Annotated in this window: 21 protein-coding genes; 14 read left to right on the top strand and 7 right to left on the bottom strand. The window is 65.3% G+C overall.

Going from position 1 to position 23,098, the window contains the following annotated elements; all coding sequences use genetic code 11:
* The first annotated feature begins 75 nt into the window (after nucleotides 1-75).
* Complete coding sequence (locus LDH66_RS04130; protein ID WP_226479807.1) at nucleotides 76-999, top strand: ADP-ribosylglycohydrolase family protein; 924 nt, start codon at nucleotides 76-78, stop codon at nucleotides 997-999.
* A gap of 55 nt (nucleotides 1,000-1,054) precedes the next feature.
* On the opposite strand, the gene LDH66_RS04125 is transcribed toward LDH66_RS04130, so the two are convergent.
* A complete protein-coding gene (locus LDH66_RS04125) occupies nucleotides 1,055-1,414 on the bottom strand; it encodes a winged helix-turn-helix domain-containing protein (RefSeq protein ID WP_226479806.1) in 360 nt (119 codons plus the stop codon).
* 133 nt (nucleotides 1,415-1,547) lie between these two features.
* Here LDH66_RS04125 and LDH66_RS04120 point away from each other — a divergent pair, with 133 nt between their 5' ends.
* From LDH66_RS04120 to LDH66_RS04105, 4 genes are all read left to right on the top strand, one after another.
* The gene (locus LDH66_RS04120; RefSeq protein ID WP_226479805.1) at nucleotides 1,548-2,237 is read left to right on the top strand and encodes a cob(I)yrinic acid a,c-diamide adenosyltransferase; all 690 of its coding nucleotides are present in this window, start codon (nucleotides 1,548-1,550) and stop codon (nucleotides 2,235-2,237) included.
* A gap of 98 nt (nucleotides 2,238-2,335) precedes the next feature.
* Nucleotides 2,336-3,088, top strand: coding sequence for an ABC transporter ATP-binding protein (locus LDH66_RS04115; RefSeq protein WP_226479804.1), 753 nt, complete (start codon nucleotides 2,336-2,338; stop codon nucleotides 3,086-3,088).
* Nucleotides 3,085-4,569 carry a hypothetical protein gene (locus LDH66_RS04110; RefSeq protein WP_226479803.1) on the top strand — a complete coding sequence of 495 codons (1,485 nt, stop codon included), beginning with the start codon at nucleotides 3,085-3,087 and terminating at the stop codon, nucleotides 4,567-4,569. Before LDH66_RS04115 ends, LDH66_RS04110 begins: the two co-directional genes overlap by 4 nt.
* Nucleotides 4,570-4,668: 99 nt before the next feature.
* Complete coding sequence (locus LDH66_RS04105) at nucleotides 4,669-6,261, top strand: cobyric acid synthase (RefSeq protein ID WP_226479802.1); 1,593 nt, start codon at nucleotides 4,669-4,671, stop codon at nucleotides 6,259-6,261.
* A 58-nt stretch (nucleotides 6,262-6,319) separates the two neighbouring features.
* On the opposite strand, the gene LDH66_RS04100 is transcribed toward LDH66_RS04105, so the two are convergent.
* A complete protein-coding gene (locus tag LDH66_RS04100; protein WP_226479801.1) occupies nucleotides 6,320-6,709 on the bottom strand; it encodes a ribbon-helix-helix domain-containing protein in 390 nt (129 codons plus the stop codon).
* A 198-nt stretch (nucleotides 6,710-6,907) separates the two neighbouring features.
* Here LDH66_RS04100 and LDH66_RS04095 point away from each other — a divergent pair, with 198 nt between their 5' ends.
* The 4 genes from LDH66_RS04095 (at nucleotide 6,908) to LDH66_RS04080 (ending at nucleotide 10,782) form a co-directional block, all read left to right on the top strand.
* A complete protein-coding gene (locus tag LDH66_RS04095) occupies nucleotides 6,908-7,159 on the top strand; it encodes an MTH865 family protein (RefSeq protein WP_226479800.1) in 252 nt (83 codons plus the stop codon).
* A gap of 157 nt (nucleotides 7,160-7,316) precedes the next feature.
* Nucleotides 7,317-9,401 carry a bacterio-opsin activator domain-containing protein gene (locus LDH66_RS04090; RefSeq protein WP_226479799.1) on the top strand — a complete coding sequence of 695 codons (2,085 nt, stop codon included), beginning with the start codon at nucleotides 7,317-7,319 and terminating at the stop codon, nucleotides 9,399-9,401.
* Nucleotides 9,402-9,654: 253 nt separating this feature from the next.
* Nucleotides 9,655-9,975: a hypothetical protein gene (locus LDH66_RS04085; protein WP_319004337.1), complete on the top strand. Its 321-nt coding sequence runs from the start codon at nucleotides 9,655-9,657 to the stop codon at nucleotides 9,973-9,975.
* Nucleotides 9,976-10,026: 51 nt separating this feature from the next.
* Entirely contained in the window at nucleotides 10,027-10,782 is a 756-nt protein-coding gene (locus LDH66_RS04080) for a matrixin family metalloprotease (RefSeq protein ID WP_226479797.1), read from the top strand.
* 114 nt (nucleotides 10,783-10,896) lie between these two features.
* On the opposite strand, the gene LDH66_RS04075 is transcribed toward LDH66_RS04080, so the two are convergent.
* The 3 genes from LDH66_RS04075 to LDH66_RS04065 form a co-directional block, all read right to left on the bottom strand.
* On the bottom strand, nucleotides 10,897-11,247 hold the full coding sequence (locus tag LDH66_RS04075; protein ID WP_226479796.1) for a winged helix-turn-helix domain-containing protein: 351 nt from the start codon (nucleotides 11,245-11,247) through the stop codon (nucleotides 10,897-10,899).
* A gap of 369 nt (nucleotides 11,248-11,616) precedes the next feature.
* Nucleotides 11,617-12,465, bottom strand: coding sequence for a trehalose-phosphatase (gene otsB, locus LDH66_RS04070; RefSeq protein ID WP_226479795.1), 849 nt, complete (start codon nucleotides 12,463-12,465; stop codon nucleotides 11,617-11,619).
* Nucleotides 12,466-12,467: 2 nt separating this feature from the next.
* Nucleotides 12,468-14,180, bottom strand: a complete 1,713-nt coding sequence (locus tag LDH66_RS04065) for an alpha,alpha-trehalose-phosphate synthase (UDP-forming) (protein WP_226479794.1) — start codon at nucleotides 14,178-14,180, stop codon at nucleotides 12,468-12,470.
* A gap of 353 nt (nucleotides 14,181-14,533) precedes the next feature.
* Here LDH66_RS04065 and LDH66_RS04060 point away from each other — a divergent pair, with 353 nt between their 5' ends.
* Nucleotides 14,534-15,682: a M24 family metallopeptidase gene (locus LDH66_RS04060; RefSeq protein WP_226479793.1), complete on the top strand. Its 1,149-nt coding sequence runs from the start codon at nucleotides 14,534-14,536 to the stop codon at nucleotides 15,680-15,682.
* A gap of 302 nt (nucleotides 15,683-15,984) precedes the next feature.
* Here the strand turns inward: LDH66_RS04060 and LDH66_RS04055 are convergent, their stop codons facing one another.
* Together LDH66_RS04055 and LDH66_RS04050 are read right to left on the bottom strand one after the other, a co-directional pair.
* Complete coding sequence (locus tag LDH66_RS04055) at nucleotides 15,985-17,190, bottom strand: orc1/cdc6 family replication initiation protein (protein ID WP_226479792.1); 1,206 nt, start codon at nucleotides 17,188-17,190, stop codon at nucleotides 15,985-15,987.
* Nucleotides 17,191-19,160: 1,970 nt separating this feature from the next.
* Entirely contained in the window at nucleotides 19,161-20,309 is a 1,149-nt protein-coding gene (locus tag LDH66_RS04050; protein ID WP_226479791.1) for a DUF7350 domain-containing protein, read from the bottom strand.
* Between the two features lie 129 nt (nucleotides 20,310-20,438).
* Here LDH66_RS04050 and LDH66_RS04045 point away from each other — a divergent pair, with 129 nt between their 5' ends.
* From LDH66_RS04045 to LDH66_RS04030, 4 genes are all read left to right on the top strand, one after another.
* Nucleotides 20,439-21,137: an SCO family protein gene (locus LDH66_RS04045; RefSeq protein WP_226479790.1), complete on the top strand. Its 699-nt coding sequence runs from the start codon at nucleotides 20,439-20,441 to the stop codon at nucleotides 21,135-21,137.
* Complete coding sequence (locus tag LDH66_RS04040) at nucleotides 21,138-21,692, top strand: TlpA family protein disulfide reductase (RefSeq protein ID WP_226479789.1); 555 nt, start codon at nucleotides 21,138-21,140, stop codon at nucleotides 21,690-21,692.
* A gap of 1 nt (nucleotide 21,693) precedes the next feature.
* Nucleotides 21,694-22,374, top strand: a complete 681-nt coding sequence (locus LDH66_RS04035) for a cytochrome c biogenesis CcdA family protein (protein ID WP_226479788.1) — start codon at nucleotides 21,694-21,696, stop codon at nucleotides 22,372-22,374.
* A 146-nt stretch (nucleotides 22,375-22,520) separates the two neighbouring features.
* The gene (locus LDH66_RS04030; RefSeq protein ID WP_226479787.1) at nucleotides 22,521-22,943 is read left to right on the top strand and encodes a universal stress protein; all 423 of its coding nucleotides are present in this window, start codon (nucleotides 22,521-22,523) and stop codon (nucleotides 22,941-22,943) included.
* Nucleotides 22,944-23,098 lie beyond the last annotated feature (155 nt).

The raw sequence follows: 23,098 nt of genomic DNA, 5'->3' as shown, positions 1-23,098 counted from the left end.
CTCGGCGGCGACGATTCGTACCATCGTCGTCGCGGCCAGGACAGCGCTGAAGGCGGAGCCGACCGTACCGCCGATATGGTCGATCGAGACCGTGCGAGGGTCGCCCTCCTCGGCCTGTCCTGTGGCGACGCGCTCGGCCGTCCCGTCGAGGGCTGGCCGGCCGAGCGAATCGCCCGCGAGCACGGTACCCTCGAGTCGTTCGTCGGCGACGGGACCCACGGTAAACCACCGGGGACGGTGACCGACGACACGGAACTCGCGACGATTCTCGCTCGAAGCCTCCTCGCGTGCGACGGGTTCGATCGGGACGACTTCGCGGCGCGGCTGGTCGACTGGTACGAGAGCGGGCCGTTCGGGATCGGCGGCACGACGACCGAGGCGCTCCGTCGCATCGCGGACGGCACTCCGCCGCTCGAGGCGGCCGAGGCCGCCAGAGCGGCGAAGTCACCGGGGCGGAAAGCGACGAACGGCAGCGTGATGCGCTGTGCGCCGCTCGCGATCGCCTACGCCGACGACCGCGAGGCACTCGAGCGGGTGAGCTGCGAGTCCTCACGGGTGACACACGCCGATCCGCGCTGCGTCCACGGCTGTGCCGCGCTGAATCTGACGATCGCCGCCGTGCTCGAGGGGGATGAACGCCCGCTCGAGACCGCGCTCGCGGCGCTCTCCGACGATGCACCACCTGAACTGGTCGACCGACTCGAGCCGATACCTGAAAACGTCGATCCCGATAGTCTGGTTCCCGAGAACGACGCCGTCGAGACGCTCCGGACGGCGCTCTATCACGCGCTGACGGCGTCGGATCTCGAGACGGCGGTCGTCGGTGCGGTCAACGAAGGCGGGGACGCGGACACGATCGGCGCGGTCGCGGGTGCCGTCGCGGGAGCGCGGTTCGGCGCGGGCGCGCTGCCGGAGCGGTGGCTGACGAACGTGGCGGGACGGGCGGAACGGCGGGAACTCGCGGACCGACTCGCCGAAGTAGAGCCGAGCGAGCGGTGACGTCCTCGCCCGCCGTAAACGGCGGGCTTCTCTCGCTGTTCGAAGAGAGCACGCCTCAGAACTCTCGCTGGAGTTCCGACCAGATGCCGAACTCCGTCGAGCGCTCGATATCGACGCGCAACTCGTTGTCGTCGTCGAGGACGATCGAAATCCCGTCGAGGTTGGCAACGTATCGCGACTTCCGGTGGCGACCCTCACGGACGCCGACGGCCTCCTCGGCGAGTCCGGCGTCGGTCAGACAGTCGAGTTTGCGGTAGGTCGTCGAGAGCGGCCGATCCGTCGCCTCGGCGATGTCCTCGACCGTCATCGGCTCCTCGAGTACCGCGATGATCTCCCGGCACACTTCGTCGTCGAGCGCGCCGATGACGCACTCGAACCCGGGAGTCTCGCCGGACGAGGAGAACTCGAGTGACATTGGGTGCAGCGACGTTAGGAGCGCGGACTAAAGACACGTTTGGTTAATGGTGTCACCGGACCGAAACGGACCGATTCGCGACCTGACGAATCGATGGGGCAACTACATGTGCGATCGGCCCGAGGGCACGGGTATGAGCGACGATCGGACGTCCGAGTCCACGGTCGAGAACACGCCCGGACAGGGACGAACGCCCGAGGCCGAGCGGATCGACCCTGCCGCCCCCGAGGAGTTCGGCCTCGTACAGGTCTGGTGGGGCGACGGAAAGGGGAAGACGACGGCCACGCTCGGCATGGGGATGCGGGCCGCCGGCCACGGCTACCGCGTCCACATGCTCCAGTTCATGAAAGGCGGGGCCTCGAGCGTCGACGCCGTTCGCGGCGAGTACAACGCCATCGCCGCCCTACCGGGAATCAGCTACGAGAACCTTGGCCACTACGGCTGGCACGGCATGGAAGACGGGAGCGACGAGGACCAACACGAGGCCGAGGCGCGGGCCGGCCTCGAGCGCGCTCACGAGTTGCTCGAGGCGGCCGAGGAGACCGACCTCGGCGAACCGATCGATCTCGACGCGGAGCCGGAGGCGGGGGTCCACATGCTGATCCTCGACGAGGTGCTCTACGCCGCCGACCGAGGCCTGCTCTCGGAAGCGGACGTGCACGACCTCATCGACGCGAAGCCGGACGACCTCGAACTGGTGCTGTCGGGGAGTCACACGGAACCCGACTACCTCGCGGACCGTGCGGACCTGATCACGAACGTCCGGAAGGTGAAACATCCGATCGACGACGGCCAGCGGGCGCGACGGGGAACCGAGTTCTGACCGGCTCGCTGCGAGCGCTCTATCGCGCACGGGTCCGGCTGTCACTATTTCCCTATCAACACAGTTATTATCAGATACTGAGAAAGACTCGGCAGTCAATGGGTGTCATTCGAGTAGACGGGCTGCGGAAGTCCTACGGATCCGTCAACGCTGTGGATGGAATGGAGTTCGACGTCGACCGGGGAGAGCTGTACGGCTTTCTCGGCCCGAACGGTGCCGGTAAGACCACCACGATCCGGGTCTTGACCGGCCAGATCGAGCCGGATGCGGGCGACGTGAGCGTCCTCGGGACCGATCCGGTCGCCGACCCCATCGAGACGCGCCGGAAGGTCGGCATCCTGCCGGAACAGGAATCGCCGCCGAGCTTTCTCACGCCGCGCGAGTACCTCGAGTTCGTCGGCGAAGTTCGGGAGCTCGATTCCGACTGGATCGCGGCGCAGACCGACATCTGGGCCGAGCGGCTCGGCTTCGAGAACAAACTCGACACGCTGCACACCGATCTCTCCCGGGGGCAACAACAGAAAGTGATGATCGCACAGGCGTTCGTCCACGAACCCGATGTAGTCTTCATCGACGAACCGCTGGCGAACCTCGACCCGCTCGTTCAGGAACAGGTCAAGCGCTTTCTCGTCTCCTACGCGGCCGGCGACAACGCCGTCTTCGTCTCGACACACAACATCGACGTCGCCGAGGAGATCTGTACCCGCGTCGGCATCGTCGCCGACGGTCAGCTCGTGACCGAACGCTCGCTCGAGGACGGCGACGACGAGTCGCTGCTCGATATCTTCCTCGACCGCGTCGAGGGCGAAGGCGCGCGAGACACGCCCACGCTCGAGCAACTTGACGCATGACCGGAACGAATGCGACTGACGGCGCGAGCGCGACGGACTCGAGCCGATCGGGTCCCGGGCTCTCGACCCCGCGGCTGCTCGCGATCCTCTTTCGCGAGGAGTGGCGACTGCACACCCAGCTCTTCGGCGGCTGGCGGTTCGCGCTGTTCCCGCTCGTAATCGCCGTCCTCGCGATGAGCGGAGCAGTCGCGCTCGTCGAGACCGGCACCGCGCCCGGGACGGTCGTCGGCGGCCTGCACGTCCTCGCCGTCGGCTTCGGGCTCTACAGCGGCACTGCGGGCTTCGCCGGGTCGGACATGCTCGAGAACGTCTTCGGGCGGCTGTCGCTGTTGCTCTCGTCGTCGACGACGCTGCCGCTCTCGCGGCGGCGGTTGCTGGGCGCGTTCCTCCTGAAAGACGGGCTGTTTTACGCGGTCGCGTTCGTCTTGCCCATGTCGCTCGGGAGCGTCGCGGTCGACGGCCTGTCTGCGACGACGCCGCTCTCGGTCGGCCTGTTCTGGCTCTCGCTCTGTCTCGTTTTCACCGTCGGAATGGCCGTGACCGTCGCCCTGATCGCCGTCCGCACGCGCGGCGTGCCGCCGTGGGCGATCGGCCTCGGGATCGGGCTCGCCGTCGTCGGCGGCTGGGCGGTCGGCGGGCTGGGTGCGCTTCAGTCCGTCCTCGTGCCGATTACCGGATCTCCGGTCACCGCCGGCGGACTGGCCGTCGGGACCCTCGTCCTCGTGGCGGGCTCGCTCGCGATCTACGATCCGACCTACGGCCGTCCCTCGCGGACCGCCACCGACCGCTTCGCCCGACTCAGTGAGGCGCTCCCGCTCGAGAACGCACCGCTGGTCACGAAGTCGCTGCTCGACCTCGCGCGCTCCTCGGGCGGCGTCTGGAAGCCGTTCGTCTCCGCGAGCATCCTGCTCGCGCTCGTGGCCGCGCTCGTCGGCGTCGTCGACTCGATCACCGGCATCGCGCCCGCGCCCGGGATCTTCTTCGGCGGCGTCCTCGGCCTCTCGGCGTTTACGACCTACAACTGGCTGACCCAGTTCGATTCGCTCGAGGCCTACCTCACGTATCCCGTCTCGATCGCGGACGTCTTCCGCGCGAAACGGATCGCGTTCGTCCTGGTCGGCGCGCCGGCGGTCGCCGTGCCCTATCTCGCGGCCGTCGTCTGGTTCGACGCGACGCTCGTCGACGCCGCCGTCGGGGCGATGCTGCTGGCCGGCTACGCGCTGTACTACTACGGCCTGACCGTCTACATCGCCGGCTTCGACCCCAACGAGTTCCTCTTCGACGCCGTCCGCTTCGCGACGTTTACGGTCGGCGTCGCCGTCCCGCTCGTGCCGACGCTGGTCGCCGGCTTCGTCGTCGTTCCCCCGTCCGCGGAACTCGCCGCCGTCCTCGCGCTCGCCGGCATCGGCATGGGGATCCTCGGACTCGTCCTCTCGAGTCGCGCCGGGCCGCGCTGGGACGCGCGATATCGGACGGAATAGGCCGTCCGGAGGCGCCGCGCTCTCGATTCGAACGTAGCGTTCGGAACAGCCGGAACCGATAGGACGATACTGCCCGCCGCTCGAGTACCCCCAACGCGGATGACCAGAACGCTTCTCGTCGCCGGAACCGCGAGCCACGTCGGTAAGTCGACGGTCGCGGCCGGCCTCTGTCGATTACTCGCGGATCGCGGGATCGACGTCGCGCCGTTCAAGGGCCAGAACATGAGCAACAACGCTCGCGTCGTCGTTCGGCCGGACGCGGACGGCCGGCAGGGCGTCGAGTCGGACGACGGAAACGGCGGCCGATGGGGCGAGATCGGCGTCTCGCAGTTCGTCCAGGCTCGAGCGGCCCGGATGACGCCGACCACGGACTGCAATCCCGTGCTCCTCAAGCCCCGGGGCGACGGCGAGAGCCAGTTGGTGTTGCAAGGGGAGGCCCACGACCACGTGCCCGCCGGCACCTACTACGAGGAGTACTGGGAGCGAGCACGCGAGGCCGCCGCGGAGTCCTACCGCAGACTAGCGGCCGACAACGACGTGATCGTCGCCGAGGGCGCGGGCAGCATCGGCGAGATCAACCTCCACGACCGGGACCTCGCGAACGTCGAGACCGCCCACTTCGCGGACGCCGACATCCTCCTGCTGGTCGACATCGAACGCGGCGGGGCCTTCGCCAGCCTCTACGGCACGATCGAACTCGTCCCCGACGAGATTCGCGAGCGCATCGTCGGTGCGGTGATCACGAAGTTCCGGGGGGATCCGTCGCTGCTCGAGCCCGGTATCGAGGAGATCGAGTCGAAGACCGGCGTCCCGATTCTGGGGGTGTTGCCCTACGACGACCCGGGCCTCCCCGAGGAGGACAGCGTCGGTCTCCCCGGGACCGAAGAACGAGGCGTCGCCGGCGAGGACGACGGCGTTCCCGCCGACCGACGGATCCGGATCGCCGTTCCGCGGCTACCCAGGATCTCGAACGCGACCGATCTCGAGGCACTGGCCGACGAACCCGGCGTCTCGGTGGTGTACGTCCCGGTCGACGATGACCTCACCGACGATCCGCTCGCGGACGTCGACGCCGACGCGGTCGTCATTCCGGGCACGAAGAACACGGTCGACGACCTCCTGGCGCTTCACGAAGCCGGGTTCGCCGACGCGCTCGCGGCCTTCGACGGCCCGATCGTCGGCGTCTGCGGCGGCTATCAGATGCTCGGCGAGCGGATCACCAACGCCGCGCTCGAGGGGACGGGCGGAGACGACGTCGTCGACGGACTCGGTCTCCTGCCCGTCGAAACCCGCTTCGAGGGCGACAAACGCCTCGAGCGGACGACGGTTCCCGTCGACGGGACCGCGTCGCCGCTGCTATCGGGGGCCGACGGTCCCGCCTCGGGCTACGAGATCCACGCCGGGCGAACGGCGGCCGTCGGCGACGTGACTCGCCCGCTCGGTGACTCGAGCGCGGCCCGCGGGCGGGTACTCGGGACGTACCTGCACGGCCTGTTCGACAACGACTCGGTCAGAACGGCGTTTCTCGAGCACGTCGCGGCGACGGCGGGCGTCGATCGGCCGACGCGTGCGACGTCCGCGGCGTCGACGGACCCGAACGCGACCGGCCCGACGCCGTACGACCGAGCGGCGCGGCTCGTCGACGACAACGTCGATCTGGCGGCGCTCGGCGAGCCGTTCGATCCGAACTGACGATCCTGAACTGACGAACGCGAGCGAGAAGTTTCGGAGCGACGCGACGCGGGACCGACTACGCCGACCCGTCGCGGTAGGTACCGAGCAGTTCCTCGAGGATGATACACTCCTGATCGGTCTCGTCGTAGTGAGTGTCGATGAACCGTTCGGCGGCCTCGTAGTTGCCGCGAAGCCCGTGTTTTCGAACGTTGATGACGGCGTCGAGGAAGAACGTGCCACCGTCGGCCCCGAGCGCTTTGGCGTGGTCCTCCTCGCTGATATCGAGTTCCGTCTTGATCTCGTCGAAGTTGAAGGTCTTCACCTCGTGATCGGAATCGATCAGGGTGAGCACGTACTCCGCGGAGAAGCGATAGAACTCGGATTTACTCTCGAACATACCGTCTTCGACGAGCGAGTCGATCTCTTCGACCACGTCGTCGGGGTACCTGACGGTATCCTTCGCCATGTCCCGACACTGCTCGCTGCTGACTAATTATAGTTTCTACTGTTCTGCGGACGTATCGGATTCGGTATGCTATCGCCGGTCGGACGCCGTTCGTCTCGGTTCGCTCGCCGTTTCCCGGCCTGAGTGGCGAATATGCCCGTCGGTCGCAGTTCCCGACTCCCTGCAAAGTTATTGGTTCCGGCACCGAATCGAGACGTAATGGCAGACGAAGCCGAACTCCGAGCGCAACTGATCGACGCCTTCGAAGGCGCCGACTACCCGGTCTCGGGTCCGATGGAACTCGTCCCGGCGCTTCCGAACGGTCCCGGGACGAAATTCGAGTCCGGCGAGTTCTCGATGACTGCGATGGAGCTAAACACGAAGACGTCCGGTGGTGACTTCCCCTACGACGACGTCGAGTCGCTCGTCGACGACCTGCTCGCCGAGCTTCGGGATCGAGGCGAGTTGTAGGTCGCGCAGTACGACAGTCAGCGGAGCGATATCGCACGGTAGCTCCCGAACGGTCGCGTAACGACCAGTAGGCTTTTATTCCGAAACCTGCTTGGTAGAACGGAGTGTCCCACCGGGTGAATTCGCCGGTAATCGGACGGAACAGGGAGGAGACAGAATGACCGCTGCACATCTATCCGGGCCGATCGTCGTCGTAACGGACGTTCGAGCGGAAGAGAGTGATCTCCGGACGCGACTCGAGCGAGCAACCGAACACGACGTTCGAACGGTCCCCACGACCGGGGATCTGGAGTCCGTACTCGGAACGGACACCGACGATTCGACAGACGAGGGTATCGAGACGGGACCGACGGGCGAGGGGGACGCCGCGTCGCCGGTGCGATCGGAACCGACGACCGACGGCGAGACGGCGTCGGCCGTCCCGAGCGCCGTCGTCCTCGAACTCGACTGCCCCGGCGAAATACAGACGATCCTCCAGCGCGTCCACGCGAAGCTAGCGAGCGTCCCGACGATCGTCGCGCCACGGGAGGGAAGCGAACGACTCGCGACCGTCGCTCTCAGGGCCGACGCGACCGAGTACGTGCCGACGGACAGCGACGAGAAGCCGATCGATCGGATTATCGCAACGATACGATCTCACCCCGAGCAGTCGTCGGGCGACGGCCGATACCACCGAATTCTCGCCAACGAGCTGCCCGACGAAGCGTTCGTCATCGGCGAGGACGGCACCTACCTCGAGGCGAAGGCCCGTCCCGACTCGGCCGACCTGTACTCGACGGCGGCCGACGACCTTCCCGGCGCCGAACTCGAGGACGCGTTCCCCGACCAGGTCGCCACGAAGCTACAGGACTGTATCGACCGGGCGATCCGAACCGACGACGTCCAGTCAGTCGAGTACGATGCGGAGACGACCGAGGGGCGACGACGGTTCGAGGCCCGGGTCGTACCGATCGACCAGCGGATTCAGGGCCGGCGCGCCGTCGTCTGGCTGGCCCGGGACATCACCGAGCGGGTCGAGCGCGAGCGACAGCTCCGTTCGCGCCAGGACCAACTCGAGACGCTCAACCGGATCAACGCGGTCGTCCGGCAGGTGATCGAGACGCTCGTCGAGGCACCCGCACGGGACGCGATCGAACGCGAGGTCTGTGAGCAACTCGTCGATTCCGACCTGTACTGCGGGTCGTGGATCGCTGAACGGGCCGGCGACGGCCAACTCTCCTACCGGACCGGTGCCGGGGAGGCCGATACATATCTCGATTGCGTCCGCGATCTCACCGTCGACCACGAGCGGCCGGTCACGCAGGCGGTTCGAACCGGTGAAATCCGAACGACGAACCGCATTCTCGAGGACGAGACGGTCCCCGAACCGCTCCGGGAGGCCGCACGCGAGGACGACGTCAGATCCGCGATCGCCGTCCCGATCACCCACGAGGACGCGACCTACGGCGTACTCACCGTCCTCGCGAGCCGCGACGACGCCTTCAGCGAGCGCGAACGAGCCGGCTTCCGGCTGCTCGGCGAGACGATCGGCTTCACCATCATGGCCGTGAAGAATCGACAACTGCTCTTCGCCGATACCGTCGTCGAACTCAAGTTCCGGATCGACGGCGGCGATACGTTCTCGTTCGATCTCTCCGATGCGTACGACTGCACCTGTTCGCTCGAGTGGGCCGGCACCACGGTCAACGGGCGCACCTTCCAGTACGTGACGGTCGACGGACTGGACGGCGAGACGGTTCTCGAGGAGGCCGGTGACCACGACTCTATCGAGGAGTGTCGGCTCATTCACGACGGCGAGGAGAGCTGTACGATCGAGATGCGGCTGGCAAAGTCCGGGGTTCGGACGCTCGCGAACCACGGGGCGACGATCCGCGACGTCACGGTCGAGAGCGGGGTCGGGACCTGTCTGGTCGAGGTGTCTCAGGACGCCGACGTCCGAGAGATCGCGGAGGCGCTGACCGTCATCTACGAGAACACCGAACTCGTCGCCAAACGAGAGGTCGATCGACCGGTTCGAACGGCGGCTCAGCGACGAAATCGGATCCTCGATCGACTCACTGACCGCCAACTCACGACGCTGCGACTCGCCTACTACGGCGGCTTCTTCGACTGGCCCCGGGAAAGCACCGGCGAGGAAGTCGCCGAGGCGATGGACATCTCACCGCCGACGATGCACCAACACCTTCGAAAGGGACTCAAGGCGATTCTCGGCGAATTCTTCGAGAGCGGCAGCCATAACTGACACTCGGTTCCTCGAGTCCGTCCGTAAACCGGTGACGAAACGTCCGTAGACCGATGACGAAAGCGACGCGTCCGGGTTCGATAGCCCTTCGATCGCGTATTCAGATCTGAATGACTGTCACGTTTTCTTAAAGATAGTCCATATGAATCCCAGTATCGATGCGATCGGGACCGTATCGGTCGAACAGGAATGACGAGGACCGTTCGGGGACCGCAGTTCAATGCCGCGTCGCGTGTAGTGGGGGGTCGTGTTCGTGTCACCGTTTGAGTCCCTCTTCGAAGCGTCGGACGGGCGGTACTTTACCGGCTGGCAGATCGGGAGACGCCTTCGAACGGGCGTGTGGACGCTCTGCATGCGACAGCGGACGCCCGACAGAGTACTGGTCGAAACCGAAGCAGAGGCGTTGCTCTTGCTCACCCCGATCGAGCCGACCGAGTTGCCGGCCGGCATCGAAATTCGTGTTTCCGACGACGCCGCCCGAATCGCCGATACGCGAACGAGGCCGTCCGAAACGAGACCGATCGTTCCGACGGCCGACAGTGATCGGAACGACCCAGCGTCACACGAGAGATAGACTGTCCATGTTTGCCCCTGGGAACCAGCGGACAGCGATACGAGGTCAGGAATGAAGCGTCGCGTATTCCTCGGGTCAGTCGGATCGATGGCCTCGCTCGGGACGCTGGCATACGCGGGGCACGATTTCGGCGAGACGCTCGCAGTTCGGATCTGGCTCTCGGAGCGGGCCGCTACGTACGAGGGAGTCACCGACCGCATCCATGAGTATCTCACGGAGATGCTTTCTCTCAAGTACTGGACGCTCGACCTCTCTTTCGGCGGGACCGTCTCGGTCTCGACCGAAGACGCCGCTCGACTCACGGCTCGCGGAGAGTGGCCAATGGCCGTCGCTGCGGGCGAACTCGGCCGACGCGATCTCGAGCCGGTTTCGGACGTGAACCTGCTGATAACGGACGGGGGAATGGAGGAGGCACCGACCGGGTACGGCATTCCACACGTCGCCTCGGTCGGCGGAGCGCGACACATCGCCGACCTCGAGCCGTTCAACGAAGCGATCACCGACGACGCGCACTGGACCGTGCCGAACACGGCACCGACGCGAACCATTCAGGTCCTCGTCCACGAAATCGGTCACGCCCTCGGATTAGACCACGAGCACGGCGTCGCGTTCCGCGACGGTGGAGCCGTGATCGCGACGCCGATGCTCAGCAGCTACGCGTGGGATCCATCGTACGAAGGCGACCGTTCTCGGTGCGGCACGGTGAGTCCCCCGATGTCGGACAAACTGGACAAGAAACTCAGTCTCGTCTTCTCCTCGTGTGCCCGCCGCGAACTCGCGACATATGATGGCGGACTTTTCTCGTGAGGCGCCGGTCACAGTCGTGAACCGATCGCTACCGGGCAGCTGTGACCGGTACCGAGAACCGAACGACCGGTTTCGGAACCGACCGGTCGTCGGCGAAACTGGGTGACCGTGACGTTACTCGTCGGTTTCGTCGTCGTTCTCACCGCGGGCGAAACTGGCCTGGGACTCCCCGTTCTGGTTCGTACCGGCGTTTGGCCCCTCGATGAGCGCTTCGAAGTCGTCGACCTCGTCGTACTGATCTCGGTACACCAGCGCCGCTTTCCCCGTCGAGGTGATCTCGTAGAGACCGGATCGCTCGGCGGGACCGATCTTCCGGACGAGCCCGTAATCCTCGAGCACTGGCAGTCTGGTGTTGATGTTCTTTCGGCTCTTTCCCGTGTGTGCGGCCAGGTTCGTTGCGACATTTCGTCCCTTATCCTCGAGCGCCTCGAGAATCAGGAAATCAGTTGGTTGGCGGAGTTTCACTCTCGTTCACTCTCGTACCGGTCTATATTTCCAGTGGTAACTAATACTTTCGGCTCGAGATTGATCGTTGGTTTTGGTTATTCCCATCAGTATCATTAAGTGGTGCGCGTCCGTACGATCAGATCGGGTGGACCGAGCGACTCCAGACGGACCCCCCGACCGTCGAACCCGGATCGAGCCCGGTACGGGCTACTCTGCTCCTCCACGCTGGGCTCGCCCGCTATCTGCCGGCGCTCGGCTTCCACCCCTCCCCCACCCCATCCCCCACTCCGACCATCTCCGGTTTTCCCTCTCGATGACCGAATACGGACGCGAGATGGACGAGTCGACGGCGTCATCGCTCCCGATTCGTCTAGCGACCGCGCCATGTTACCGATCCTCGAGTCGGGTCGCCGACGCCGCACTCGCTCGCTCGACGCGATCGTCCCGAATCGACTCGAGCCACGAGAGAAAGGACGCGACGTCAGCGGGAGAGCCGACCCGACAGGACGCGCTCGAGGGATCGTCGCCACCGACTCGGACACCGATCCCGTCCGGTTCGACGGCCCGAAACGCCGATTCGTCGGTAACGTCGTCCCCGACGTAGACGACGGCCGTTCCGGGCGGCTCGTCGGCGGCGATCAGCTCGACCGCGTTCCCTTTGCCCCACGGAAAGTCGGGCCCGATCTCGAGGATCCGTTTCCCGGTCGAAACTTCGAGGTCGTCACCGCCGAAGCGGTCGACGGCCTCGCGAGTGACCCGCCGAACGATCGGCTCGGTGGCCGCCGGAACCGATCTGAGGTGGACCGTCCCGGTCAGGCGCTTGTTTTCGATTCGACAGTTTGGCACCGATCGCAAGGCGATCTCGAGGATCGTACAGAGCCGCTCGACGCGTGCGGCGCGCTTGCGCGCGACCGGGTGGACGGCGATCGATCCGTTGCGGGCGAGTTCCAGTCCGTGATTGCCGGCGTAGATCGCCGGCCCGTCGATCCGCTCGCGGACGTTCGCCAGCGCGCGGCCGCTGACGACCGCCGTCGTCACGTCCGGCGTCTCCGTGAGCGCGGTCACCGCCTGCTGGTTGGACTCAGTCGGGACCGCCGCGTCCGGATCGTCGACGATCGGAGCGAGCGTCCCGTCGAAATCCAGACAGACCAGCAGCCCGGGAGCTTCCTCGAGCGTCGTCCGGAGCCGCGGCAGACACTCCTCGAGCGGCCGGGGCGATGTCTCGGTCCCTGTCATCGCTACACTGGCGGGGTCGGTTCCCTGGAGTCGGAGTCAGTATCGGTGTCCGTACTCGTTTCGGTGCGCCGGCGATCGCCGTGAACGCGCCGGATCCAGTCGAACTGGGTCTCCATCCACGACTCGAGATCGCCGTTGAAGACGCGCTGGCGGAGCGTGTTCATCCGCCGCCGCCGTTCGTACGGCGACATCGAGAGCGCGTGCTCGAGTTGCGCCGCGAATCCGTCGGTGTCGGTCGGATCGATCGTCAGCGCGTGTGAACCGAGCCGATCGTGTGCACCGGTCCGCTCGCTCAGTAGTAGCGCGTCGTCACCGTCGACGCTCGCGGCGACGTACTCCTGTGCGACCAAGTTCATGCCGTCCATCAGCGGACTGACTACCATCACGTCCGCGCGCCGATAGAGCGCACAGAGGTCTTTCCGCGGGAGCACGTCCTCCGTGTAGACGATCGGTTGCCAGTCCGCCGTTCCGAAGCGGCGGTTGATCCGCTTGACTTCGCTGCGGACGAGGTCCCCGTACTGCTCGTAGGTGTCGATCTCCGTGCGCGAGGGGGTCGCCTTCTGGAGGAACGTGAACTCGCCGCGCCACCCCGGATTCCGCTCGAAGAAGCGCTCGAGCGCCGCGAGCCGTTCGGGAATCCCCTTCGAGTAGTCGAGTCGGTCGAGGCCGAGGCCGAGCGTCGCTCCCTGCGGGATGCCGTACTCCTCGAACAGATCGGAGAGCCGGTCCGGGTCGACCGACCGCGCCTCTCGGTCGTACGATTCGGCGTCGACGCCCATCGGCGTCGCCACGACGCGAGTCGTCTGTCCGTCGTAGCGGACCGTTCGACGAGCGCGGTCGACGGTCGCGTTCGGGAGGAATCGGTCGACGCAGTGCAGGAACTGATCGGCGTATCGCTCGACGTGGAACCCGAGCAGGTCGTTCCCCAGCAGCCCCTCGAGAATGCGGCCGCCGGCGGGGCAGTGCCGGAACAGCTCCGGCGTCGGCCACGGGATGTGCCAGAAGTGGGCGACGGTCGCCCCGGCGGGGACCGACTCCCGGATCATCCGCGGCGCGAGCGCGAGGTGGTAGTCCTGTACCCAAATGACAGAGTCGTCCGTCGCGTGGTCGGCCACCGCTTCGGCGAAGCGCTCGTTGACCGTTCGGTACCACTCGAAGTCGTTCGATCGGTCCTCGATCAGGTCCGGAAACCCGTGACAGAGCGGCCAGAGCACGCGGTTGCTGAACCCGTAGTAGTAGGAGTCGATGGCCTCGTCGGAGAGGTCGAGTCGGCGGAGGGTATAGGCCTCCTCGTCGGGCGGGACGGCGACGCAGTTTCGCTCGTCCGTGACGTCGAAGTCCGCGTCGCCGTCGCCCCAGGCGATCCAGGTACCGTCGGTCTGCTGAACCACGGGATCGAGGCCAGCGGTCAGGCCACCGGCCGGTTCGTCGACCGTGATCGACCGCGTCTCGGTCATCGAACGGGTACCGCCGTCCGCTCCCGTCGGCGGGCTCCCGTCGGAACTCGAGGCGTCGGAGTCCGCGTCCGAGGGTGTAGCGGAGTCATCCTTGTCTTCGTACTCGTGACGATACGGTTGCCGGTTCGAGACGACGATCAGCGAACCGGGACAGTTTGGACCGTCGGAGCCGGACCCTTCGTCCGTTCGGCCGCGGCCATCGGCCCGTCGCTGTCGATTCCGTACAGCCGTCGACGACAACCGCTCGGTAACTCGCATTCGCTGAAATACCACAGCGCCCCGACGGGTTGCTTCGCCGCTTGCGACCGCCGGGGGGTTAATAGGTTCCCGCTAGTAATCGCAGGAACCCGACTGTTCGAATATCGCGACTGTTCGAGCGCAGAAACAGTCGCTGCTCGAGGGTTGCTCCTTCGAACGCGCCTGTATTCGAACACGCCTGGAATCGAGCGCTCCAGGGCCCAAACGCGCTGGAATTCGAACGGATAGTGACGTGGTAACTTATGTCAAGGGTGGAGTGCGAGGTGGGAGCGACGCACTCCCGCAACTGCCGCCGTCAGTGTCGACGTCACCGCAACCAAACGTTGATCTCTCGCTCGAGCGAAGTCTCCCCCATGGAATCGCCGTTCGAGCGCCGAATCGCGGCCTGTCAGCGACGACTCGCCGACGAGGGTACCGACCTGGCGGTCTGCTTTCCGAGTCCGAACCTGACCTATCTGACCGGCTTCGAGGAGTCGCCGTCGGAGCGCCATCTGCTGCTGTTCGTCCCCGAGACCGGCGAACCGGCCCTCGTCGCGCCGGCGATGTACGAGGCGGAACTGTCCAAACTGTCGATCGCAGACCTGGAACTCCGGCTCTGGACCGACGCGGACGACCCGCTCGAGGAGATCGCGGAGGTCCTCGAGGGCTATTCCCTCGGCGGGGCCGACCCGGCGACCGTCCTCCTCGACGACCGGCTGTGGGCCACGTTCTCGCAGGACCTCCGAGAACTGCTCCCGGACGCCGCATTCGGACTCGCCAGCACCGTCCTCGAGCCGCTTCGAATCCGGAAGGACGACATCGAACTCGACGCCCTCCGGCGGGCCGGCGCGGTCGCGGATCGGGTCTCGCTCGAGATTCGCGAGCAGGGGGGCGACCTCGTCGGGACGACCGAATCGGAGCTGGCGGCGGAGATTGACCGACTGCTCGCCGCACGCGGTGGCGAGGAGCCGGCCTTCGAAACGATCGTCGCCGCCGGCCCGAACGGGGCCCGGCCACACCATCACGGCGGCTCGCGGGCGATCGAGGCCGGCGACCCGATCGTGCTCGATTTCGGCGCGTTCGTCGCGGCCGATCTCGAGGGCGGAACGGGTCGGTATCCGGGCGACCAGACGCGAACGATCGTCGTCGGTGATCCGCCCGCAGAGTACGAACAGGTCCACGAAACCGTCAGGCAGGCACAGGAAGCCGCGATCGACGCCGTCGAGCCGGGCGTCGAAGCCGGTGCGGTGGATCGCGCCGCCCGATCGGTCATCGAGTCGGCCGGCTACGGCGACGAATTCGTCCACCGGACCGGCCACGGCGTCGGCCTCGAGGTCCATGAACCGCCCTACATCGTCGACGGCAACGACCGCAAACTTGAGCCCGGCATGGTCTTTAGCGTCGAGCCGGGGATCTACCTCGAGGGACGGTTCGGGGTCAGAATCGAGGATCTCGTCGCTGTGACCGACGACGGTGCCGAGCGCCTGAACGACACGTCGCGGGGCTGGGAGAGCGGTCGCTGAGCGCGTCGGTTGCCGGGTCTAGCGGTTGCTGAACGCGTCGGTTGCCGGGTCTAGCGGTTGCTGAACGCGTCGGTTGCCGGGTCTAGCGGTTGCTGAACGCGTCGGTTGCTGGGTATGTCGATTGCCGGACCTGGCGATTGCTGAGTGCGTCGGTCGCCGAGCGCGCACCGGACCGAGTCGGTGACTCCGACGCGCGTCGAACGGGGACACCGTGTTTCCGGTGAAATGTCGGCGCGCTGCCGGCTAATGCGTGCTGATTGCTCGTCCGCACCCGTCCGGTCCGCTGTCAGCGCTGGCACACGCTACGACTCGTCGGTCTCGACGAGCACCGTCCGGACGACGTCCGGATCCTCGAGCAACTGATGTTCGGTGTAGCTTCCCTCCGCGCTCCCGCCGCTCCGGCGGGTCTGCTCTAAGATATCGAGGAAGGCGTGTTCTTTCAACAGGTCGCGGACTCGTCGCAGCGAGAGCGGTTCGGAGCTCTCCTGTCGACAGATTTCCTCGTAGACGTCGTAGATCTTCGTCGTCCTGAACCCGTCCTCGTCGGCCGTATTGAGCGAGAGGACGGCGAGCGCCTGCAGGACGTATCGCGAGTGGGGCGTCGACCCGCGGATGAGTTCTCGAAACCGATCGGTTTCGGCCCGCTCGCGCGCCTGAACGACGAACTCTTCGCGAACCGTCTCGCTGCCCTTCGACTGGGCGATCTCGCCGGCGTATCGGAGGATATCGATCGCCTTCCGCGCGTCGCCGTGTTCGCGGGCGGCCAGCGCCGCGGCTCGCGGGATAACTGAGGGCTCGAGGACGCCGTCCTTGAACGCGTCGCTGCGGGCCTGCATGATGTTTCGGAGCTGGTTCGCGTCGTAGGGCGGAAAGACGAACTCCCGCTCGCAGAGACTGGACTTGACCCGCTCGTCCAAGCGGTCCTTGTACTTGATCTTGTTACTGATTCCGATCACGCCGATCTTGCACGACTCGAGTTTGCCGGCCTCGCCCGCACGCGAGAGTTGCATGAGAATGTCGTCGTCGTCGAGCTTGTCGACCTCGTCGAGGATCACGAGGACGACGTCGTACTGGGAGTCGAGCACCGTCCAGAGGCGCTTATAGTACGTCGAGGTGCTGAGCCCCTTGTCCGGGATCCGGACGTCGGTGATCGCCGGTTCGTTCAGCGAGTGGGCGATCGTCTGGACCGCCTGGGTCTCCGTGTTATCCTGTGCGCAGTCCACGTAGGCGAACGCGGAGGTGACGTCCTCGTCCCCCGCGACCCGGACGGCCCGTTCCGAGATGTACTTAGCACAGAGGGACTTGCCCGTCCCCGTTTTCCCGTAAATGAGGAGATTGCTCGGACTCTGCCCGAAAATTGCCGGATTCACGGCGTTCGCGAGCTCCGAAATCTCGTCGTCCCGACCGACGATCCGGCCCTCCGCCGGGAGATGATTGATCTCGAGGAGTTCCTTGTTCTCGAAGATCGGGTCGTCGCGCGTGAACAGGTCGTCGCCGGAACTCGACATAGTCGAACACCGTGTTTCCGGTGAAATAGCCCTTCCGTTTGGCGTCGGAGACTCGAGCGGAAAACGGGAGGTGACGGAGACTGCCTGTAGCGAGTATACAAGGGAGATACCGATTCGGGGCGAGGACTCGAGCAGTTCCGTTCACCGGGACGTCTCGAGAATCGATCGGACGCGAACACACACCGTGTTTCCGGTGAAACGGGGTGAGAGAGTAAATGCGTTCCAGTCGAAACGTAGGTTGTAGTCGTCGGAAGCCAGACGGACATGGGAATAGCGTCGCCAGAGACCGATATCGATGACCGACACTGACGACAACGGTCAGGGCCGTATCGAGTGCCACCTCTATCTGATCCCTATAGAACTATATTCTGATTCACTTAGTGGACTCTACTCATATCTACTACTTATGTGTATCTATAACAGATAGCTATCAACCGAGTAGGATAGCAGACGTCATCGTGTACTCGGCCGCAGTGGGACCCCTCCTCGAACGCTTCCACCGGAAACACGGTGTGTGTCCGAGTGAGTACTCCGTGTCTCTGAGCAATCACTCGCGTTCGATCTGTCGAGTTCGATCCGTCAAGTCTGATCCATCGAGTCCGATCTGCTGACTCGTCCGAGCATAGCAGTCCGATCGCCGTGAGGAGTTCGAGCGCCGTCGGAAATTCGACCGCCGTCAGTACGGAGTTTCGTTTCGCATTCGTTCTCGTGTCTCGCGCTCCGTCTCATCCCCCCGCGTATTTCTCGAGTCGTCACCTTCGGCCGTCATCGTTCGACGACTCCGGGATATTTCACCGGAAACACGGTGTGGGTGGGATTCAGGGCGATTCAGTTACTTATCTCTCATCGACCGATTCGATTCCGGTATTCTGCAGCCGACGTCGGACAGCAAATTCACCGGAAACCCGGTGTGTGGACTCGATTCGGCTTTGATCGCTGCTGGCTCGGCTACCGAAACCGTTCGGCGTCACCGAAAGCCGACCGATCGACCGGTCCGTCGACCGCTGATTCCGTTGTGATTCACCGGAAACACGGTGTGTCTCCCCGTCTCGATCCTCACAACGCGTTTCTCTCGTCGACGACTTTCACCGGAAACTCGGTGTGGGGGTCCGACTGTGCTCCGATGCGTGCGGTCCCACGATGAAGCGACGTTCACGTCCGTTCCGGAACTCCGCCACTCTGGGGCCGTCACTCGGGGACGTATCACTCAGCGCTCGAGCGTCACTCACGTTCCTCAGTCCACGACCGTCACTCGGCGTTCGATGATCGAATATCGCGCAGTCGGCCAGTCGACGGACTGGCCGATCCCGGAGTGACAGTCGGGTTCAGTAGTAATAGAGTTCGAGTTCGTGACCGCAGTTCCGGCACCGGGTTTCCTTCCCCAGTAGCGGGTTCGAATCGCTCTCGGGGTGGATCCCCGGTCCTGGCGGAACGGTGGCGCTGACCGTCGTATCACACTCCGGGCAGCCGACATCCATATCTGCGTGACCTGTGCGAGACATCACTCGAGCGTATTCGATGGTCCCCGATAGTTATCGAAGCCGTACGGAATCGCCGTCGCCCCCTTCCGATCGTTCGATCGCTATAGCATCCGATTTACGCCGCGAAACGACCGAGGCGGGTTCGGTGTTCCCGTCGGCTGTTCGTCCGCCGGTTCGATCCCGTTTGGCTGCCGTTGGCGATCCGAAAGCCGCTATTTCCGGCCTGAACGCAGAGACGAATCCGTCCGATTGGCCCGGATTCGATCCGCAGACGCGATTCCACGCCGGCACTTGCTCCCCAGTAGCGGCCGACTGACCGATTGCACCTTCGAGTGGTATCATCGACGTCCTCGAGCGGTACCGTCGAAGCAGTAGTGTACACCAGCGAGAGCAAACGATCGAACGGTCCAGCACCCGAAGTGGAGAGACGGGTCTCGACTCGACTACCGATTCGGCTATCGGCCTCGGACTGCACGGCGTCGCCGACGACTAGACCGTGTACGTGACGTCGTCGAACTCGAAAAACGCCGTCTCGTAGCCATCGTGACGGGACACCTGCGGGGGCGAATCGACGGTGACCGTCACGCGATCGCCCGCCGCGAGCTCGTCGATCTCGAGTCCGTAATGATGTCCGAACGCCCCGTCGAGCGTTTCCGCGAGGGCCCCCTCCCGGACGACGTCACCGTCGCGTTCGACGGCGACGGACAGGGACGTCAGCGGGAGGATGATGCCGTTGTACGGCGTTCTGGGACAGATTGCCAGATACGAGCCGTCGTCAGTGAACCGGTCGGCGTCGGTCGCGAACACGGTGATCGCCGCGTCGCCGCTGCGCTCGGTTCCGAGCGACTCTCCCGGAATGTCCGCGACCGGCGGCCCCTGTCCCGTCGGTGGCGGCCCGAGGTCACCGTCGTGTCCGTCACTGCCCCCACCGTGATCACCGTCGTGGCCGCTGCTGCCCTCGCCGTGTTGCATCACCGACAAGGCGTCACGGCTCCCCCACTTATCCTCGTCGAGCGTCTCGAAGGAGAGACCGTTGATGTCCGATCGGACGTACTCGAAGTCGATCTCGAGCGAGCCTGCCGATTCAAACCGTCCCTCGAACGCGCCGGTTCGCTCGAGGGAGACGGGACCGGCCCGGACGCGGACCGTGTACTCGCCTTCGCCCGGCAACCGGACGTTGTCGCCGTAGTGAAAGCCCATCCGCTGGGAGAGCATCGGCCACGGCGAGGAGACGCCCGCGTCGACTGGCGAGCCGTCTTGCAGGACCTCGAGTCGCATGTCCACCGGAAGGACGGTGTGGGTCTCTCGGTCCCAGACGGTGACCATGAGGTGGTGGCTGTCGTCGGTGTCGACCTCGACGAGCTGTTTCCCGTCGCTGGTGGCCTCGACGGTCCAGAACCGGTGCGGAAAGGTATAGGAGAGCGCGGCGGCGTAGTCGCCGTCGGCCGCCATCCCGTAGGTCGCCATCTCCTCGCGCGAGGCCGGGAGGTAGACGGCGTCGGGGCGGTTCTCGACGAGCGGGGGGTTCGCCCACGCGGACTCTTCTTCGAACCCGAGTCGCTCGAGACAGCCGGCCGTGCCGACGGTCCCGACGGCTCCGATCGTCGCTGTTCCGCGGAGGAAACGCCGGCGATTCATTGGACAATGCTTGGACTCCGGCGACAAAACGCCTGTTGGTTCGTCGGTCGAACGGGTCACAGACGGCTCGTTCGGATCTTCGGCAACCGAACCAACGAACCTTTCATCGGTCCGTCCTAGGGTTCACTTATGGACCGGCGGACATACCTCGGCGCAGCCGGAATTGCAGGACTTACCAGCGTTGCCGGCTGTCTCGGCGGGGCGCTCGGCGGTAACGGAGAGAACGCGGGCCATCCCGACGCCGTTCTCGGCCCGCCGGAGCAGGACCTGAGCGAGGCTTCACATCCGAGTTACGGCGACGAATTTCCCTCGGTCAGTGTGCCCGATCCGCTCGCCGACGAAACCGTTTCGACTGACCAGTTCGAGGGCGACCGGACCGTTCTACTGACTGTCTTCTATACGATGTGCCCCGACGGAATGTGTCCCCAGTTGATCCTTCGGCTCCGACGCGCACAGGAGGTCGCGGCCCAGGAGGGGTACGGTGACGACGCCGCGTTTCTCGCGATGACGTTCGATCCCGAACGGGACACCGAATCGGAACTCCGAACGTACGCCAACGAACGGAGTATCGACCTCGACGCCGGGAACTGGCACTTCCTGCGACCGGAGCAGTACGAGGACGCCAAAGCGATCGTCACCGACGATTTCGGACTACCGCTCGAGAAGCGACACGACAATGACTACGAGAAACTCGAGTACTCGTTCCCACACTTCCCCTACATCTTCCTCATCAACGAGCAGGGGGTCGTCGAGCGTGTTTATCCGAAGGCGACGAGCAGGAAGCCGTCGGAGATCGTCGACGACTTTGAAACGGTGGTGACGGCATAGATGCGAAGGCGGGACGTCCTCGCTGGGGTCGGCAGTCTGGGCGTCATCGGAGCCGCAGGAGCGGTCGCGATACGTGGGCCACCGTCGCTCGATGACGGAACGGAGGAATCGGAACCGACCGCCGACCCGCTCATGGTCGAGACGATCGACGCGCCGGGGAGCGAGGCCGGCGAGGTCCGAGTACCGGCGTCCGACCGAGCGACGTTCATCGATTTCTTCGGAACGTGGTGTGGCCCCTGTTCCAAGCAGATGCCCGCCCTCGTCGAGGCGAACGATCGAATCGGTGACGACGTGTTGTTCATGTCGGTCACGAACGAAGCGGTCGGGCGCTCTGTCACGAAAGCGGAAGTCGTCGACTGGTGGACCGACCACGACGGGGACTGGCTGCTCGGTATCGATCCGACCGCGGAACTGAGCGCCCAGTATCTCGCCGGCGGTATCCCCTACGCCGTCGCGATCGACTCCTCCGGACGCGTTCAGTGGTCGGAGGGCGGTCGGAAGTCCGCGGACGAACTGGTCGCCGGCATCGAACGTGCCCTCGAGGACGGGGACTGACATGGTCGACACGATGCTCGCCACCTCGATCGCGTTCGGACTTACCTCGGGAATCGCGACCTTCTTTTCGCCGTGTTCGTATCCGCTCCTTCCGGGATACGTGGGCTTTTACGCCAGTCAAACCGACGGCGATCGCGCGTCGCTCGGCGGCGCGCTGAGCCGGGGGCTGGTCGCCGGTCTCGGCGTGTTGGTCACCTTCGGTGCGTTGCTCGGCGCGACGTTCTGGGTCGGCTACTCGACCCTGTCGAAGATCACGTGGTTCGAAGTCGTCGTCGGACTCGCCCTGATCGCGTTCGGGCTCCTGATCGTCTTCGACCGCGCCCCGTCGGCGTCGATCGCGCTCCCCAAACGCCGCTCGAGCGTGCTCGGCTTCGCGATCTTCGGCGTGGGCTACGCGCTGGCGGCGGCCGGCTGCGTCGCGCCGGTGTTTTTCGGCGTCGTCGGCCGTGCGCTCTCGGTACCCGCGACCTCGGCAGCGGTCCTCCTCGGGGCGTACGTCGGGAGCTTTGTCGTCCTCATGGTCTCGCTGACCGTCGCGACTGGGATGGGACTGGTCGCTGCCGGTCAACTCGCGGCCTACACTGGCGCCCTGAAACGCGTTGCGGGTGTCGTCATGGTTATCGCCGGACTCGGCCAGCTCTATCTCGCGGTCGTCGTCCTCGACGTCTTCGGTCTGTTCTGATCGGATCTGATCGGCACTTTGCACGTCACGTTCGCCAGATTACGGATGCGTTCGCATCGGCACCGTTCGAGCGACCGTCGAACGGTATTCGGCAGGCAACGGCAGGTCCGGAACCTATCCCGCCGTCTCCCGAATAGGAGACAGAGATGTATCAGGATCTACTGCTCGCGACGGACGGGAGCGACGCCGCGAACCGAGCGACCGATCACGGAGTCGAACTCGCGCGGGAGCTCGACGCGACACTGCACGTCCTGTCGGTCTCCGAGGACGGCCCGCAGGCTACGGAGAAACAGGATCGGTTGCGGTCCGATCCGGAGGACGAGGCCGCGTCGGCCGCCGAACACGCCAAGGAAGCGGCGGACCGGGAGGGGGTCGACGTCACGACGGACATCCGCCACGGCGTTCCCCAAGAACAGATCGTCGACTTCGCGGAGACGAACCCGGTCGATATGGTCATCGTCGGGACGGCCGGCCGATCCGGGCTCGACCACCTGATCTCGGGCAGCGTCGCCGAGGAAATCGTTCGAAACGCACCGGTTCCGGTCCTCACCGTTCGCGAAAAACCCTGAAACCGTCGTTCCGTTCGCCCCGAACGCCTAGTCCTGTGCTACGCGCCGATACGACCCCGATACTTACCCCGCGAGGGAGTGACTCGAGCCCTATCGTGGCCACTCGTCTCGCTCGTCCGCTCGCGTCTCGGTCGTCGGTGACTCCGACCCCGCTC

Source organism: Natrinema amylolyticum (assembly GCF_020515625.1).
GTDB lineage: Archaea > Halobacteriota > Halobacteria > Halobacteriales > Natrialbaceae > Natrinema > Natrinema amylolyticum.
The sequence above is the reverse complement of the archived record's forward strand: the minus strand, read 5'-3'. Positions and strand labels throughout refer to the sequence as shown.